Annotated in this window: 2 protein-coding genes; one reads left to right on the top strand and one right to left on the bottom strand. The window is 62.6% G+C overall.

The window, feature by feature from the left end; genetic code table 11:
* Positions 1-143: 143 nt before the first annotated feature.
* Positions 144-17,276 carry a LapA family giant adhesin gene (locus L6D82_RS26290; protein ID WP_236191950.1) on the bottom strand — a complete coding sequence of 5,711 codons (17,133 nt, stop codon included), beginning with the start codon at positions 17,274-17,276 and terminating at the stop codon, positions 144-146.
* 359 nt (positions 17,277-17,635) lie between these two features.
* Between L6D82_RS26290 and L6D82_RS26285 the strand changes: the two genes are divergently transcribed.
* Entirely contained in the window at positions 17,636-18,988 is a 1,353-nt protein-coding gene (locus L6D82_RS26285; RefSeq protein WP_102688570.1) for a TolC family outer membrane protein, read from the top strand.
* The last annotated feature ends 15 nt before the right edge of the window (positions 18,989-19,003 follow it).

Genomic DNA, 19,003 nt, shown 5'->3' with positions numbered 1-19,003 from the left:
CATCCCTCGGAAATGGACCAGCGTCATGCTGTCAGCAGCATAGCCAACTGCGCGCGAGTATGCGGTGCGCCGACGCAATCGTCACCGGTTCAAGCGCCGCAAACGTGACGGCCGCCCCAAGTGGGGCGGCCGTTTTTCACGCATCAGCTGTTGTTGTGGTCGACCTTGATGGTCGGATCACTGCCGGCAATCAGGTTGTGAATGTTGGCCGTGGACCAGTTGTTGCCTTCCAGTTTGATCGTCACGTCCGGTGTGGCGGCTGCGGCATCGCCCGAGTTGAACTTGCCGCCCGAGCTGACTTGCAGCGACGACACACCGTCGACCGTGGTGATCTTCAGGAAGTTGTCGATGGTGCTGCCACTCTCACCCTGCAACAGATCACGCAGGTCGATGCGGTCGCCTTCGCTGGCCTTGAAGTCCTTGATCACGTCGTTGCCGGTGTCGCCCGCCTTCCAGACGAAGGTGTCGGCACCCGAACCACCGATCAGGATGTCGTTGCCCTGACCACCGATCAGCGTGTCGTTGCCGGTGCCGCCGAGCAGGATGTCATTGCCCTTGCCGCCGTCGAGCAGGTCGTTGCCGCCCGAGCCGAACAGGATGTCATTGCCCGCGCCGCCCAGCAGCGTGTCGTTGCCGTCGTGGGCACCGGACACATCGAACGCCTGATAGTGCTCGGTGATGTACTGGTGCACGTTGCTGGTGGTGACTTTGCTGACGTCGACCCCGGTTTCCTTGGCCACGAACGCCTGCATCGCCTGGTAACCCTCGCCGGCAATGCCGTTGAAGCTCACCAGGTCGCCGAACAGGATGTCGTTGCCGTCGCCACCGCTGACGGTGTCGTTGCCCGGCATCGTCGCTTCGGTGTGGCCGATGATCGAGTTGGCCAGGTCCTTCGGATCGATGTTGGTTTGCGGCGTCTTGTCCGAATCGTACGGTTTCAGGTCGTTGAGGCTGACACCGCTGTTGATGCCGATGGCCTCCACGTTCGACAAACCGTTGAGCAAGGCGAAACCGCTGCTGGCGTTATCGGTGGTCGTGGTCGTGGTGCTGCTGCCGTTGCCCGCCAGACTCGAGATCTCGTAGGTACCGTCACCCTGAGCGTGGATGGTACCCAGGCTGTTCCAGCTCCAGCTGCCGTTCTTGTACGTCTGCAATACCACGGCGCCGGCAGTGTTGATACTCAGGTAGTGGGTGTTGTCGATGTAGGTGCTGAAGCTGTCGCCCAGTTTGTAGTTGCTGGTTTTCACCACGTCATCGAGCTTCACGTTGCCGTACAGCGTCGGGTTGGTCTGCTCGTTGCTCTGGTAGTAGGTCGGCTGGCCGTCGGTGATGAAGTACGTGAGGTTCTTCGCCCCGGTGTTGGCCAGCGCTTCGGCGCTCTGGAAGAAGTTCGCCGTGGCCTTGAACACGTCTTCGTAGTTGGTGCCGCCGCCGGACGACATCGAGTCCAGCACGGCCTTGAGCAAGGTCAGCGCGTTCGGGTCGTTGAGGTTCACCGACACCGACTTGTTGACCTGGGTATCGAAGTCCACCAGGAAGATGTTCACTGTGCCGGAGTTGCTGCCCAGGCTCTGCTTGAGGGTGTTGAACACCGACGTCAGTGAGTCCTTGGCGGCGTTGATCGACGAGGCGCTCATACTGCCCGAGCTGTCGACCATGAACGCGATGTTGTAGTTGGTGCCCGGCACCACGGTCAGGCCGCCGATGTCGGCGACGATGATGTCGTTGCCGTCGGTGCCGGTGACGGTGTCGTCCGCCGAAGTGGCGACCACCGCGTTGTACACCGCTGGCACCACGGTGACCGGGATGGTCGCAGTGGTGCTGGCCGAGCCGCCGACTTGTTCGGTGGAGGTCGAGGTCACGGTCAGGTTGAACTGGCCGTTGTAGTAGGTCGGCGGGGTCACGGTCAGGGTGCCGAGGTTCCAGTCGGTGACGTTGGCGTCGCCGCTGGTGGCGGTCACGGTGAAGCTGTGGCCTGCGCCGTCGCTGAGCACCGAACCGACCGGTGCGCCGCTGATCTTGATGCTCAGGGTTTCCGAGCCGTCGGTGTCGGTCAGCGCGGTGCTGATCGACGACAGTTTCACCGTGGTGCCTTCGGCGCCGGTGTTGAGTTTGTAGCCGTCGTAATAGCCTTCGCCGTTGTTGCCGTGCAGATCGGAGACGTTCACGCCGGCATTCACCAGATCCTGCACGCCGGTGTAGATCGGCACGCCGGCACTGCTCAGGTCGATCGGCGTGCTGCCGTTGACCGACAGGTTGACGTCGTAGCTGCCCGGGCCGCTCTGGTTGTGGTGGTAGATGTCCAGGGTGTAGTAACCGCTGGTGGTCGGGGTGAACGAACCGTTGAGGTTGCCGCCCGCGCCCCACGTGGTCGAGGCCACGTTCTTGCCGCCGATGGTCACCAGCAGGCTGTCATCACCGGTGCCGCTGAAGGTGTAGGTCTTGCCGGCTTCCAGATAAATCAGGCCCGAGGTTTTCGACGCAGTGCCGGCGGTCACGCTGCCATCGGACTGCACGTTGTTCACAGTGCCGCTGGTGTTCGGCTTGCCTGCGCCGTCGATCACGTTTTTCAGGGTGGTCGAGTTGGCGCCGCTGCCGTCGGTGCCCAGGCCCGACAGACCGGTCCAGACTTCCTTGATCAGGCCGGTGGACTTCACGCTGTTGTCGGCCACCGACAGGGTCGGTGCATCCGCCACCGGCGTGATGTCGATCTTGATGGTGCCAGTGTTGCCCAGCAACTGGCCGTCGGTTGGCTGGAATTTGATCTGCGCGTAGTCGGCCTGATTGTTACCAACGCCAGTGCCACCGTAACCGTTCACACCCGACTCGTTGGCATCCGGCAGGAAGCGCAGCTTGCCGGCGTCGATGTCGGCCTTGCTGAAGGTCTGGTTGGTGGCGACGTCTTTCCAGGTCGAACCGTCCAGATACTGCAGTTTGCCTTCGCCCGGCAGCTGGGTGATTTTCACGCCCAGGCTGCTGGCCGGGCTGTCGACGTCGCTGACGCCGAAGGTCGACCAGCCGAGAACCAGCGGGGTGTCTTCGGTGCCGGTGACGTTGACCGGTGCAGCGACCGGCGCATCGTTGACCGCCACCACGTTGACCGTGGTGGTCGCGGTGTTGGAGTAGTTGCCGCCATCGGTCACGGTCACGGTGATGATCCGTGGCACGGTGCTCGGATCTTCACTGCTGTTGGTGAAGCTGATGTTCTTGATCGCCTGCATGTAGTCGGCGAGCGTCGCGTTGCCCGACAGGGTCAGGGTGACGGTGCCGTTGGTGCTGTTGGCGTTGATGGTGATGCCGTTGACGCTGTTGCCCAGATTCAGCGCATCGCCGTCCTGACGGTTGGTCAGCACGACGGTGGCGCCGGTCAGCATGGTGCTGTCCGGGTCGGTGATCTTGATGTCGGTGTCGGCAATCGACACGCCTGCGCCCGGGGTGTTCTCGGTGAAGGTCACCTTGTAGTCGGCACCCGTTGCACCGCTGGAGTTGTTGGCGTCGAGGTCGATGACCGGCGGTGCATCGTTGTCGATGATCGAGGTGCTGACGCTGCCATTGGTGCTGCTGACCGCCAGGTTTTCGAAGTTGCCACCGGTGGCCGAGTCGATCTTGACCACGAAGTTCTCGGTGCCTTCGGTGATCTTGTCGTCGATGGTCGCAACGTTGAACTGCGCGCTGCTGGCACCGGCCGGGATCTTCACGGTGTACACGCCGGTGAAGTCCGAACCGTCGGCGGCGGTGCCGCTGTAGACGATTTTCAGGGTCACTTCGGTCTGCGCCGGGTGGGTCAGGCTGACGGTGTAGCTGGCGGTCTGGCCTTCGGTCACCGAGGTGCTGCCGGTGATGCTGACGGTGGTGGTGTCGATGGTATCGGTGACGCTGGTCACGGCTGGTGTGTTGCTGGTCACCAGGTTTTCGAAATTGCCGCCGGTAGCGTTGGTGATCGTGGCCTGCACATTGCCGGCGTCCTTGTAGACGTCATCGGCTGGGGCTGGAACCGTCACGGTGCCGGTGGTTTTACCCGCTTCGATGGTGATCACCGAACCGTTGCTCAGGGTCACGGTCACTGGCGAGCCAGCGGCATTGGTCAGGGTTGCGGTGTAGGTGATCGAACCACCTTCGGCCACGGTGCCGGTCGCGCTGAGCGACAGGTTGGTGGTGTCGATGGTGTCGGTGACGGTGGTGCTGACCGGTGTCTTGTCGGCCACGAGGTTTTCGTAGTTGCCGCCGCTGACGTTGGTGATCGCGTTGGTCAGCGGCGTGTGGCCGGTCAACGCGTCGTTCGGCGCGGTAGTGGTCACGGTGCCGGTGGTTTTGCCGACTTCGATGGTGATCGACTGACCGTTGGCCAGGGTCACGGTCACAGGCGAGCCTGTCACTGGCGCGCCGACGGTCGCGGTGTAGACCACGTTGCCACCTTCGGCCGCCGTCGTGGTCGCGGTCAGCTTCACGGTGGTGGTGTCGATAGTGTCGGTGACGCTGGTCACGGCTGGTGTGGTGCTGGTGACCAGGTTCTCGAAGTTGCCGCCGGTGGCGGACTTGATCGTCGCCTGCACGTTGCCGGCGTCTTTGTAGACGTCGTCAGCTGGCGCAGGAACGGTCACGGTGCCCGTGGTTTTACCGGCTTCGATGGTGATCACGGCGCCGTTCGACAGGGTCACGGTCACTGGTGAGCCAGCGGCGTTGGTCAGGGTCGCGGTGTAGGTGATCGAGCCACCCTCGGCCACGGTGCCGGTCGCGCTGAGCGACAGGTTGGTGGTGTCAACGGTGTCAGTCACGGTGGTGCTGACCGGCGTCTTGTCGGCCACGAGGTTTTCGTAGTTGCCGCCAGAAACGTTGGTGATCGAGTTGGTCAGCGGTGTGTGGCCGGTCAACGCGTCGTTCGGCGCGGCAGTGGTCACGGTCCCGGTGGTCTTGCCGACTTCGATGGTGATTGACTGACCGTTGGCCAGATTCACGGTTACCGGCGAGCCAGTCACCGGCGCACCCACGGTAGCGGTGTAGGTGACGGTGCCACCCTCGGCCGCTGTTGCGGTTGCGGTCAGCTTCACGGTGGTGGTGTCGATGGTGTCAGTAACGCTGGTCACTGCTGGCGTGGTGCTGGTCACCAGGTTTTCGAAGTTGCCGCCCGTGGCATTGGTGATCGTGGCTTGCACGTTACCGGCGTCTTTGTAGACGTCATCGGCTGGCGCAGGAACGGTCACGGTGCCCGTGGTTTTGCCCGCTTCGATGGTGATCACGGCGCCGTTGCTCAAGGTCACGGTTACCGGAGTGCCCGCAGCATTGGTCAGGGTTGCGGTGTAGGTGATCGAGCCACCCTCGGCGACCGAGTTGGTAGCGCTCAGGGACAGGTTGGTGGTGTCGACGGTGTCAGTGACGGTGGTCGAGACCGGGGTCTTGTCGGCAACTAGGTTCTCGTAGTTACCGCCGCTGACGTTGGTGATGGCGTTGGTCAGCGGTGCATGACCGTTCAGCACGTCGTTCGGCGCGGTGGTGGTCACGGTGCCGGTGGTTTTGCCGACTTCGATGGTGATCGACTGACCGTTGGACAGGTTTACGGTCACAGGCGAGCCGGTCACCGGCGCGCCCACGGTAGCGGTGTAAGTGACGGTGCCACCTTCAGCCGCGGTCGCGGTTGCAGTCAGCTTCACGGTGGTGGTGTCGATGGTGTCAGTAACGCTGGTCACCGCTGGTGTGGTGCTGGTGACCAGGTTCTCGAAGTTGCCACCGCTGGCGTTGGTGATCGTTGCCTGTACGTTGCCGGCGTCCTTGTAGACGTCGTCGGCTGGCGCAGGAACGGTCACGGTGCCGGCGGTTTTGCCCGCTTCGATAGTGATCACTGCACCGTTCGACAAGGTCACGGTCACTGGCGAGCCAGCGGCGTTGGTCAGGGTCGCGGTGTAGGTGATCGATCCGCCTTCGGCCACGGTGCCGGTCGCGCTGAGCGACAGATTGGTGGTATCGACGGTGTCGGTGACGGTGGTCGAAACCGGGGTTTTATCAGCCACCAGATTTTCGTAGTTGCCACCGCTCACGCCGGTGATTGCGTTGGTCAGCGGTGCATGACCGGTCAGCGCGTCGTTCGGCGCGGTAGTGGTCACGGTGCCGGTGGTCTTGCCGACTTCGATGGTAATGCTCTGGCCATTCGACAGGTTCACGGTCACAGGCGAGCCAGTCACTGGCGCACCTACGGTCGCGGTGTAGGTGACGGTGCCACCCTCGGCCGCTGTTGCGGTCGCGGTCAGCTTCACGGTGGTGGTGTCGATGGTGTCAGTAACGCTGGTCACTGCTGGCGTGGTGCTGGTCACCAGGTTTTCGAAGTTGCCGCCCGTGGCGTTGGTGATCGTGGCTTGCACGTTGCCGGCGTCTTTGTAGACGTCATCGGCTGGCGCGGCGACGGTCACGGTGCCCGTGGTTTTACCGGCCTCGATGGTGATCACGGCGCCATTGCTCAAGGTCACGGTCACCGGGGTGCCCGCAGCGTTGGTCAGTGTCGCGGTGTAGGTGATCGAACCACCTTCGGCCACGGTGCCGGTCGCGCTGAGCGACAGGTTGGTGGTGTCGACGGTGTCGGTCACGGTAGTGCTGACCGGCGTCTTGTCGGCCACCAGATTTTCGTAGTTGCCGCCCGTCACGTTGGTGATCGCGTTGGTCAGCGGCGCGTGGCCGTTGAGCGCATCGTTAGGTGCCGTGGTCGTCACGGTGCCGGTGGTTTTACCCACTTCGATGGTGATGCTCTGGCCATTCGACAGGTTCACGGTCACTGGCGAGCCAGTCACCGGCGCGCCAACGGTAGCGGTGTAGGTGACGGTGCCGCCTTCAGCCGCCGACGCGGTCGCGGTGAGTTTCACCGTGGTGGTGTCGATGGTATCGGTGACCTGGGTCACGGCCGGAACGGTGCTTGGCACCAGGTTCTCGAAGTTGCCACCGGTGGCGGTCGAAATGGTCGCTTCGACTTTGCCGGCGTCTTTGTAGACGTCGTCTTTCGGTGCGTCGACGGTCACGGTGCCGGTGGTTTTGCCAGCTTCGATGGTGATTACGGCGCCGTTGCTCAAGGTCACGGTCACCGGAGTGCTCGCAGCGTTGGTCAGTGTGGCGGTGTAAGTGATCGAACCGCCCTCGGCAACCGAATTGGTGGCGCTGAGGGTCAGGTTGGTGGTGTCGACCGTGTCAGTGACGGTGGTCGAAACCGGTGTTTTGTCGGCTACGAGGTTCTCGTAGTTGCCGCCCGTCACGCCGGTGATCGCGTTGGTCAACGGCGCGTGGCCGGTCAGCGCATCGTTCGGTGCGGTGGTGGTGACGGTGCCGGTGGTCTTGCCGACTTCGATGGTGATCGACTGACCGTTGGACAGTGTCACGGTGACTGGCGAACCGGTCACAGGCGCGCCAACAGTCGCGGTGTAGGTGACGGTGCCGCCTTCAGCCGCCGACTCGGTCGCGGTCAGTTTGACCGTGGTGGTGTCGATGGTGTCGGTGACTTCGGTAACCGCCGGAACAGTGCTCGGCACCAGATTCTCGAAGTTTCCGCCGGACGCATCCTTGATAGTGACTTCGACCTTGCCGGCATCTTTGTAGACGTCGTCTTTCGGTGCATCGACGGTCACGGTGCCGGTGGTTTTGCCAGCTTCGATGGTGATCACGGCGCCGTTGCTCAAGGTCACGGTCACCGGAGTGCCCGCAGCGTTGGTCAGTGTGGCGGTGTAAGTGATCGAACCGCCCTCGGCAACCGAATTGGTGGCGCTGAGGGTCAGATTGGTGGTGTCGACGGTGTCAGTGACGGTGGTCGACACCGGCGTTTTGTCGGCTACGAGGTTTTCGTAGTTGCCGCCAGTCACGCCGGTGATCGCGTTGGTCAGCGGCGTGTGGCCGTTGAGTGCATCGTTCGGCGCGGTGGTGGTGACAGTGCCAGTGGTTTTGCCCACCTCGATGGTGATCGACTGACCATTGGCCAGGGTCACGGTCACAGGCGAGCCGGTCACTGGCGCGCCAACAGTCGCGGTGTAAGTGACGGTGCCACCTTCAGCGGCCGTTTCGGAAGCGGTCAGCTTCACGGTCGTCGTATCGACGGTGTCGGTGACTTCCGTTACGGCTGGAACGGTGCTCGGAACCAGGTTCTCGAAGTTGCCACCGGTTGCGTCCTTGATCGTGACTTCGACTTTGCCGGCGTCTTTGTAGACGTCATCGGTTGGCGCGGCGACGGTCACGGTGCCGGTGGTTTTGCCGGCCTCGATGGTGATGACAGCGCCGTTCGACAGGGTCACGGTCAGCGGTGTGCCGGCCGGGTTGGTCAGGGTCGCGGTGTAAACGATCGAGCCACCTTCGGCCACGCTGTCGGTCGCGGTCAGCGACAGATTGGTGGTGTCGACGGTGTCGGTCACGGTGGTGCTGACCGGCGTCTTGTCGGCGACGAGGTTTTCGTAGTTGCCACCGCTCACGCCAGTGATCGCGTTGGTCAGCGGCGTGTGGCCGTTAAGCGCATCGTTTGGCGCAGTGGTGGTCACGGTGCCGGTGGTCTTGCCCACTTCGATGGTGATCGACTGACCGTTGGCCAGCGTCACGGTGACTGGCGAACCGGTCACAGGTGCGCCGACGGTAGCGGTGTAAGTGACGGTGCCACCTTCAGCTGCCGATTCAGTCGCGGTCAGTTTGACGGTGGTGGTGTCGATGGTGTCGGTGACTTCGGTCACGGCCGGAACGGTGCTCGGCACCAGGTTCTCGAAGTTGCCACCGGTGGCGGTCGAAATGGTTGCCTCGACTTTGCCAGCATCTTTGTAGACGTCGTCTTTCGGTGCATCGACGGTCACGGTGCCGGAGGTTTTGCCGGCCTCGATGGTGATGACAGCGCCGTTCGACAGGGTCACGGTCACCGGAGTGCCGGCCGGGTTGGTCAGGGTCGCGGTGTAGACGATCGAACCACCCTCGGCCACCGAGCCAGTTGCGCTCAGGGTCAGGTTGGTGGTGTCGACGGTGTCAGTCACGGTGGTGCTGACCGGGGTTTTGTCAGCCACGAGATTTTCGTAGTTGCCGCCAGTCACGCCAGTGATCGCGTTGGTCAGTGGCGCATGGCCGTTGAGCGCATCGTTCGGTGCGGTGGTGGTGACGGTGCCCGTGGTTTTGCCGACTTCGATAGTGATCGACTGTCCGTTGGACAGGGTCACGGTCACAGGCGAACCGGTCACAGGCGCGCCGACGATAGCGGTGTAAGTAACGTTTCCGCCTTCAGCCGCCGACTCGGTCGCGGTCAGTTTCACCGTGGTGGTGTCGATGGTGTCGGTGACGTTGGTCACGGCCGGAACGGTGCTTGGCACCAGGTTCTCGAAACCACCGCCAGTAGCGGTCGAAATGGTTGCCTCGACTTTGCCGGCGTCTTTGTAGACGTCGTCTTTCGGTGCATCGACGGTCACGGTGCCGGTGGTTTTACCGGCCTCGATGGTGATGACGGCGCCGTTCGACAGGGTCACGGTCACCGGCGTACCCGCCGGGTTGGTCAGGGTCGCGGTGTAAGTGATCGAACCACCCTCGGCAACCGAATCGGTGGCCGTCAGGTTCAGGTTGGTCGTGTCGACAGTGTCCGAAACCGAGGTATTTGCCGGTTTGCCGTCGACCGCCAGGTTTTCGTAATTGCCACCGGTGGCCTTGTCGATGGTCACGCTCAGCGAGCTGCCGCCCGCCAACGGGCTGTTCGGCGCGACGAAATTCACGGTGCCGGTGGTTTCGCCGACGGCGATGGTGATGGTCTGTCCGTTGGACAGGGTCACGACGAGCGGCGAACCGGTCACTGGCGCCGTCGCGGTCGCGGTGTAAACCACGGTTTCGCCTTCGGCGACGTTGGCGGTGGCGGTCAGCGACACGGTGGACGTGTCGATGGTGTCATTGACGGTGGTGACCGCCGGGGCGGTGCTGGTGACCAGGTTCTCGAAGTTGCCACCGGTGGTGGTCGAAATGGTCGTCTCGACTTTGCCGGCGTCCTTGTAGACGTCGTCCTTCGGTGCATCGACGGTCACGGTGCCGGAGGTTTTACCGGCCTCGATGGTGATCACTGCGCCGTTGCTCAAGGTCACGGTCACCGGGGTGCCGGCGGCGTTGGTCAGGGTCGCGGTGTAGGTGATCTGGCCACCTTCGTTGACTTCCGGCGTGGCGCTCAGGGTCAGGGTGGTGGTGTCGACGGTGTCGGTCACGGTGGTGCTGACCGGGGTTTTGTCGGCCACGAGGTTTTCGTAGTTGCCGCCGCTCACACCGGTGATCGAGTTGGTCAGCGGCGTATGGCCGTTGAGCGCATCGTTTGGCGCGGTGGTGGTAACGGTGCCGGTGGTCTTGCCAACTTCGATGGTGATCGACTGACCGTTGGCCAGGGTCACGGTCACAGGCGAGCCGGTCACTGGCGCGCCAACGGTGGCGGTGTAGGTAACAGTGCCGCCTTCAGCAGCCGACTCGGTCGCAGTCAGTTTGACGGTCGAGGTGTCGATGGTGTCGGTGACTTCGGTGACGGCTGGAGCGGTGCTTGGCACCAGGTTCTCGAAGTTGCCGCCAGTTGCATCCTTGATGGTGACTTCGACCTTGCCGGCATCTTTGTAGACGTCGTCTTTCGGCGCATCGACGGTCACGGTGCCGGTGGTTTTACCGGCCTCGATGGTGATGACGGCGCCGTTGCTCAACGTCACGGTCACCGGGGTGCCGGCCGGGTTGGTCAGGGTCGCGGTGTAAACGATCGAACCGCCCTCGGCCACCGAGTCAGTGGCGCTGAGGGTCAGGTTGGTGGTGTCGACGGTATCGGTGACGGTGGTCGAAACCGGGGTCTTGTCGGCTACGAGATTCTCGTAATTGCCGCCGGAAACGCCAGTGATCGCGTTGGTCAGCGGGGTGTGACCGTTCAACGCGTCGTTCGGTGCGGTGGTGCTGATGGTGCCGGTGGTCTTGCCGACTTCGATAGTGATCGACTGACCATTGGCCAGGGTTACGGTCACAGGCGAACCCGTCACCGGAGCGCCGACGGTCGCGGTGTAAGTAACGGTACCGCCTTCAGCCGCCGACTCGGTCGCGGTGAGTTTCACCGTGGTGGTGTCGATGGTATCGGTGACTTCGGTAACAGCCGGAACAGTGCTCGGCACCAGGTTCTCGAAGTTGCCGCCGGAGGCATCCTTGATCGTGACTTCGACTTTGCCGGCGTCCTTGTAGACGTCATCTTTCGGCGCATCGACGGTCACGGTGCCGGTGGTTTTACCGGCCTCGATGGTGATGACGGAGCCGTTGCTCAATGTCACGGTCACCGGAGTGCCGGCCGGGTTGGTCAGGGTCGCGGTGTAGGTGATCGAGCCGCCCTCGGCCACGGAATCGGTGGCGCTCAGGGTCAGGTTGGTGGTGTCGACGGTGTCAGTGACGGTCGTCGAAACCGGAGTCTTGTCGGCGACCAGATTCTCGTAGTTGCCGCCGCTCACGCCGGTGATCGCGTTGGTCAGCGGAGTGTGACCGTTCAACGCGTCATTCGGCGCAGTAGTAGTGATGGTGCCGGTGGTCTTGCCGACTTCGATGGTGATCGACTGACCGTTGGCCAGGGTTACGGTCACTGGAGAACCGGTCACCGGAGCGCCAACGGTCGCGGTGTAAGTGACAGTGCCACCTTCCGCCGCCGACTCGGTCGCAGTCAGTTTGACTGTGGTGGTGTCGATGGTGTCAGTGACTTCGGTAACGGCAGGAACAGTGCTCGGTACCAGATTCTCGAAGTTGCCACCGGTTGCATCCTTGATGGTCACTTCGACCTTGCCGGCGTCCTTGTAGACGTCGTCTTTCGGTGCATCGACGGTCACGGTGCCGGAGGTTTTGCCGGCCTCGATGGTGATGACGGAGCCGTTGCTCAACGTCACGGTCACCGGCGTGCCGGCCGGGTTGGTCAGAGTGGCGGTGTAGGTTATCGAACCACCTTCGGCCACCGTGCCGGTCGCGGTCAGCGTCAGGTCGGTGGTGTCGACGGTGTCAGTCACAGTGGTGCTGACCGGCGTCTTGTCGGCCACCAGATTTTCGTAGTTACCGCCGCTCACGCCAGTGATCGAGTTGCTCAGCGGTGTGTGACCGTTGAGCGCATCGTTCGGCGCGGTGGTGGTGATGGTGCCGGTGGTCTTGCCGACTTCGATGGTGATGGTCTGACCGTTGGCCAGGGTCACGGTGACCGGCGAGCCGGTCACCGGAGCGCCAACAGTGGCGGTGTAGGTGACGGTGCCGCCCTCGGCCACCGACGTATCGGCGCTCAGCTTCACGGTCGACGTATCGATGGTGTCAGTCACTTCAGTGACGGCCGGAACGGTGCTCGGAACCAGATTCTCGAAGTTGCCGCCGGACGCATCCTTGATGGTCACTTCGACTTTGCCGGCGTCTTTGTAAACGTCATCGGCAGGGGCCGGAACGGTCACGGTGCCAGTGGTTTTACCCGCTTCGATGGTGATCACCGAGCCGTTGCTCAGGGTCACGGTCACTGGCGTGCCAGCTGGATTGGTCAGGGTGGCGGTGTAAACGATCGAACCACCTTCAGCCACGGAACCTGTAGCGCTCAAGGTCAGGTTGGTGGTGTCGACGGTGTCGGTGACTGACGTCACGGCCGGAGTCTTGTCGGCGACCAGGTTTTCGTAATTGCCGCCGCTGGTGCCGTCGATCTTCACGCTCAGCGTGTTGCCGCCGGCCAGTGCATCGTTCGGTGCGGTGTAGTTGACGCTGGCGCTGCTGGCGCCGACCGGGATGGTGATGGTTTGCCCGTTGGACAGGGTCACGACCACTGGCGAACCGGTCACCGGTGCGGTGACGGAGGCGGTGTAAACCACCACGCCGCCTTCAACGGTGCTGGCGGTGGCGCTCAGGGAAACGGTGCTGGTATCGATGGTGTCGGTGATGTCGGTCACCGCCGGGGTCTTGTCGACCACCAGGTTTTCAAAGTTGCCGCCCGTGGTCTTGGTGATGCTGGCGTCGACTTTGCCGGCGTCCTTGTACACGTCGTCGCCCGGTGCGGCGACGGTGATGGTGCCGGTGCTCGCGCCTTTGGCGATGTTGATCACCGCGCCGTTGCTCAGGGTCACGGTCATGGCCGTGCCGGCCGGGTTGGTCAGGGTCGCGGTGTAGACGATCGAACCGCCTTCGGCGACCGAGCCGGTGGCGCTCAGGCTGATGTTGGTGGTGTCGACGGTGTCGGTGACTTTGGTCACCACCGCCGAACGGTTGGCATCGACTTGTTCGAAGTTGCCGCCGCTGTGGCTGGCAATCGCGGTCTGCACCTTGCCGCCATCGATGTAAGGCGTGTTGGCCGGCGCAGGGAAGTTCACCGAACCGGTGGTGGCACCGGCGGCGATGTTGATGACCGCGCCGTTGGCCAGGGTCACGGTCATGGGGGTGCCGGCCGGGTTGCTCAGGGTCGCGGTGTAGGTGATCTGGCCACCTTCGCTGACAGTATCGCTGGCGCTCAGGGTCAGCGTGGTCTTGTCGATGGTGTCGTTGACCGTGGTGCTGACCGGCGTCTTGCTGACGTCGAGCTTCTCGAAGTTGCCGCCGCTGGCATCGGTCATGGTCACGGTGAGCTTGCTGACATCCTTGTAGACGTCATCGCTCGGCGCCGGGATGGTCACCGAACCGCTGGTCTTGCCGGCCTCGATAACGATGGTCTGGCCGTTGCTCAGGTTGACGGTCACCGGCGTCTGCGCGGCGTTAGTCAAGGTCGCGGTGTAAGTGATCGACGTGCCTTCGAGCACATAGCTTTCGGCGCTGAGGGTCAGGTGCGTGGTGTTGATGGTGTCGGCGACGTTGGTCACCGCTGGCGTCGGGTTGGCCACCAGGTTTTCGAAATTGCCGCCGGAAGTGTCCTTGATGGTCACTTCGACTTTGCCGGCATCTTTGTAGACGTCATCGGCAGGAGCCGGAACGGTCACGGTGCCAGTGGTTTTGCCGGCTTCGATGGTGATGACGGAGCCGTTGCTCAACGTCACGGTCACCGAGGTGCCGGCCGGGTTGGTCAGGGTGGCGGTGTAGATGATCTGCCCGCCCTCGTTGACGTTGCCGGTGGCGGTCAGCGATACGGTGGTGGTGTCGACGGTGTCGGTGATGGTGGTGCTGACCGGCGTTTTGTCGGCCACGAGGTTTTCGTAGTTGCCGCCGCTGACGTTGGTGATCGAGTTGGTCAGCGGTGCATGGCCGGCCAGCACGTCATTCGGCGCGGTGGTGGTCACGGTGCCGGTGGTTTTGCCGACTTCGATGGTGATCGCCTGACCATTGGCCAGGGTCACAACCACAGGCGAGCCGGTTACCGGGGCGCCAACCGTCGCGGTATAAGTGACGGTACCGCCTTCAGCGGCCGATTCGGTCGCGGTCAGTTTGACGGTCGACGTGTCGATGGTATCGGTGACCTGGGTCACGGCCGGCACAGTGCTTGGCACCAGGTTTTCGAAGTTGCCGCCGGTTGCGCCGGTGATGGTCGCTTCGACTTTGCCGGCATCCTTGTAGACGTCATCGGCAGGCGCAGGAACAGTCACGGTGCCGGTGGTTTTGCCGGCTTCGATGGTGATGACGGAGCCGTTGCTCAACGTCACGGTCACCGGAGTGCCGGCTGGATTGGTCAGCGTCGCGGTGTAGATGATCGAGCCGCCCTCGGCCACGGAATCGGTGGCGCTGAGGGTCAGGTTGGTGGTGTCGACGGTGTCGGTCACGGTGGTGCTGACCGGCGTCTTGTCGGCGACCAGATTTTCGTAGTTGCCGCCGCTCACGCCGGTGATCGCGTTGGTCAGCGGCGCATTGCCGGCCAATGCGTCGTTCGGTGCGGTGGTGGTGACGGTGCCGGTAGTTTTGCCGACTTCGATGGTGATCGACTGACCGTTAGCCAGGGTCACGGTGACAGGCGAGCCGGTTACCGGGGCGCCAACTGTCGCGGTATAAGTAACGGTACCACCTTCAGCCGCCGACTCGGTCGCGGTCAGTTTGACGGTGGTCGTGTCGACGGTGTCGGTCACGTCGGTGACGGCCGGAACGGTGCTCGGCACCAGGTTCTCGAAATTGCCGCCGGTGGCGTCCTTGATGGTCACTTCGACTTTGCCGGCGTCTTTATAGACGTCATCGGCTGGCGCCGGAACGGTCACGGTGCCGGTGGTTTTGCCAGCTTCGATGGTAATGACGGAGCCGTTGCTCAACGTCACGGTCACCGGGGTACCGGCCGGATTGGTCAGGGTCGCGGTGTAAACAATCGAACCACCCTCGGCGACAGTGCCGGTGGCGCTAAGGGTCAGATTGGTGGTGTCGGCCACGTCTGTCACCGTGGTCGAAACCGGGGTTTTGTCGGCCACCAGATTTTCGTAGTTACCGCCGGAAACGCCGGTGATCGAGTTGGTCAGCGGTGCATTGCCGGTCAACGCATCGTTCGGCGCAGTGGTGGTCACGGTACCGGTGGTTTTGCCCACTTCGATGGTGATCGACTGACCATTGGCCAGCGTCACAGTGACCGGCGAACCGGTCACTGGTGCGCCGACAGTAGCGGTATAAGTGACAGTGCCACCTTCAGCCGCTGATTCGGTCGCTGTGAGTTTTACCGTGGTGGTGTCGATAGTGTCGGTGACTTCGGTAACGGCCGGAACGGTGCTTGGCACCAGGTTCTCGAAGTTGCCGCCGGTTGCGTCCTTGATAGTGACTTCGACTTTGCCGGCGTCTTTATAGACGTCATCGGCTGGCGCCGGAACGGTCACGGTGCCGGTAGTTTTGCCAGCCTCGATGGTGATGACGGAGCCGTTGCTCAACGTCACGGTCACCGGGGTCCCGGCAGGATTGGTCAGGGTCGCGGTGTAGACGATCGAACCGCCTTCGGCCACGGAACCGGTGGCGCTCAGCGACAGGTTGGTGGTGTCGATGGAATCGGTGACGGTGGTGGTCGCTGGCGTCGTGTTTGGCACCAGATTCTCGAAATTGCCGCCGGTGGCACCGGTAATCGTGGTGCTGACGGTGCCGCCGTTGTTGTAAACGTCATTCGGCGCGGTCGGCACGTTGACGCTGCCGGTGGTCTGGCCGGCGCCGATGGTGATGGTCGAGCCGTTCGACAGGGTGACGGTCACCGGCGTCTGCGCCGGGTTGGTCAGGGTCGCGGTGTAGGTGATCTGGCCACCTTCGACCACGGTGCCGGTAGCGGTCAGGGTCAGGCCGGTGGTGTCTCGCGAATCGACGATCGTGGTAACGGCCGGTGTCGGGTTCGGCACCAGGTTTTCGAAGTTGCCGCCCGTGGCACCGGTGATGGTGGTGGTGACGGTGCTGCCGTTGTTATAGACGTCATTCGGTGCGGTCGGCACGTTGACGGTGCCGGTGGTCTGGCCGGCGCCGATAGTGATGGTCGAGCCGTTGGACAGGGTCACGGTCACCGGCGTCTGCGCCGGGTTGGTCAGGGTCGCGGTGTAGGTGATCTGACCGCCTTCGGTCACGCTCGGGCCCGCCGTCAGGGTGACGGTGGTGGTGTCGATGGTGTCGGTGACCTGGGTCGTGGCCGGGGTGGTCGGCGGGGTCACGGTGATGCCGTTGCCGCCGGTGGTGCCGGTGACGGTCACGTCGATCTGGGTCGGGTCGTTATAAACAGTGTCGTTCGGTGCCAGCGGCACGTTGACGGTGCCGGTGGTGGAACCGGCCGGAATCACGATCACCGCGCCGTTAGACAGGGTGATGGTCAGGTCGGTCAGCGGCGCCTGGGTCAGGGTCGCGGTGTACACCAGAACGCCGCCGGCTTCGGTAATGCTCGGCGTGGCGCTGAGGCTCAGGGTCGATTCGCGCAGGGCATTGGCGTTGGTGTCGGTGGTCTGGCCGCCGGTGATGTTCTGGGCGGCCTGGCCGGCAGCGTTGATGCCTGCGGTCGGGAAACCAATGGTCGGGTCGACACGGCCAGCGGTCGCATCGAGCATCACGAAGCTGTGACCGCCACCGGCGGCACCGCCAGTTCCTGCGGCGCTAGGGCCGGCGGCGGTGGATTCAAGGGCGGTAGTCGGGTCGACACCGGCGGCGATGGCTTGTTGCAGCTCTTCTACCGACGGCGCGGCTTCGGCGGTGGCTTCGGCCAGGTCGGTGCTGGAATCCGGGGCATCGGCGCTCCACTGAGTGTCGCGGCCCAGATCGATCGTGCGGCCATCGGCCAGTTCCAGGGACACGGCGCCGGAAACGCCGGTGTCGACCTGATCGCCGGCAAACAGCCGGTCGCCTTCAACGAGTACGCGACGGACGCCCTCTGGGGACACCACGAAAACCTGACCAACAATGCTTTTGACGATGGCAACAACACTGCTCATTGAAGACTCTCCGGGTGTCACGTTCAGTTGACTTCCATAGACCTGATGGCTGTCTGCGCCGATTCAGTCTGGACGTACTTTTAAAAAAAGATGAAACAAAGTTGACGCTGTTGTTCGTCAATATTTTGGCTAGATTCTTTCGCTATTAACTTTATGCCAAACTATTGACCTTCTGGGTGCCATCCTAAACAATCGCCCCAGTAATGTCACATTGATATTTATGCGGCGACCTGCCCTTCAGCGTGTGATCCAGTTCCGGTTTTAAACTTTCCGACATACGGTCATTCCGGTTGCCATCTTCCGACGCAGCTCGTCATTTTGCTGTGATTCAAGACAAGAAGTTCTGGGAAATCTTTACCATGCGTTCGCACCTGTTCAAGGCTCTACCCTTCGCTCTCGCCGCGTCTTTCGTACAAGCACAATCCTTACCAGAAGCCATGCAGCAGGCGCTGGATGTCCATCCGGAAATCCAGGCAGGGGTCAACAGCCGACTGGCCGCGGATTATCAATTAAAGGCTGCAAAAGGTGGATACCTGCCCAAGGTCGATCTGCTGGGCGGTTATGGCCGTGAAGGCACCGACAGCGTGACCACCCGTGCCGCCGGTGGTGGCAATCACTGGGAAACCCTGAACCGCAGCGAGTCAAGTTTGCGTCTGTCGCAAATGGTTTTTGACGGTTTTGCGACGTCCAGCGAAGTCGGGCGTCAACAAGCCACCGTCAACTCCCGCGCGTATTCCTTGCTCGGCACTTCCGAGCGCACTGCGCTGACCGTGGCCCAGGTTTACCTGGACGTGCTGACCCGTCGTGAGTTTGTGCGTCTGGCCGAGGAAAACCTCAAGAGCCACCAGCGCATCTACGACCAGATCCAGCTGCGCACCCAGCGCGGCGTCGGCAGCGGTGCCGACCTCGATCAGGCCGAAGCGCGGATGGCCCAGGCCCGCAACAACCTGATCACCGAGCAGACCAACCTCGCCGACTCGGAAACCAATTTCCTCAGCGCCGTCGGCCAGATGCCCGATCAGCTGGAGCGTCCGGCGCCGTTCATGGCGATGATGCCGGCCAACCTGAATGAAGCGCGCCAGCAGATGCTGGAAAACAGCCCGATCCTGCGTTCGGCCGAGTCCGATATCGCCGCGGCCGAGAAGCAATACGAGACTGCCAAGTCGACCTTCTACCCGCGTTTCGACGCCGAGCTGGGCCGCACCGCCGACAACGACCTCGACGGCCAGAACGGTCACAACAACGAATGGCAGGCCATGCTGCGCATGCGCTTCAACCTGTATTCGGGCGGCAGCAACAAGGCGGATCTGGAATCCAAGTCGTACCTGTCAAACCAGGCGCTGGATATCCGCAACAACGCCTTGCGCCAATTGAATGAAGAACTGGGCCTGGCCTGGAACGCCCTGAACAACGCCAACGCTCAGGTGCCGATCGCTCAGCAGTACGTTGATCACAGCACCTCGGTGCGCACCGCATATCAGCGTCAGTTCAGCCTCGGCGAACGTACCCTGCTGGATTTGCTCGACAGTGAAAACGAGCTGTTCACCGCTTCGCGGCGTCTGGCTGAAATCAAAAACATTCAGTTATTTACTCAGTATCGAATCAAGGCGACCATGGGCGAATTGCTCAAGAGCCAGGGAGTGGTCGCACCCTTGGCATCCGTTGTGCAGAACGACGTTAAGCCCAAGGTTCAGCTGCCTGGGATGAATTGAGTTGTCCCTTTTCAA

This window comes from Pseudomonas paraglycinae (assembly GCF_021601625.1).
In the GTDB taxonomy this organism is placed as follows: Bacteria; Pseudomonadota; Gammaproteobacteria; order Pseudomonadales; family Pseudomonadaceae; genus Aquipseudomonas; species Aquipseudomonas paraglycinae.
This window is presented reverse-complemented; position numbering and strand designations above follow the sequence as displayed.

Coding starts and splice junctions, on each gene's coding strand:
- L6D82_RS26290 (WP_236191950.1), bottom strand. CDS start 17,276: ATGAGCAGTGTTGTTGCCATCGTCAAAAGCATTGTTGGTCAGGTTTTC.
- L6D82_RS26285 (WP_102688570.1), top strand. CDS start 17,636: ATGCGTTCGCACCTGTTCAAGGCTCTACCCTTCGCTCTCGCCGCGTCT.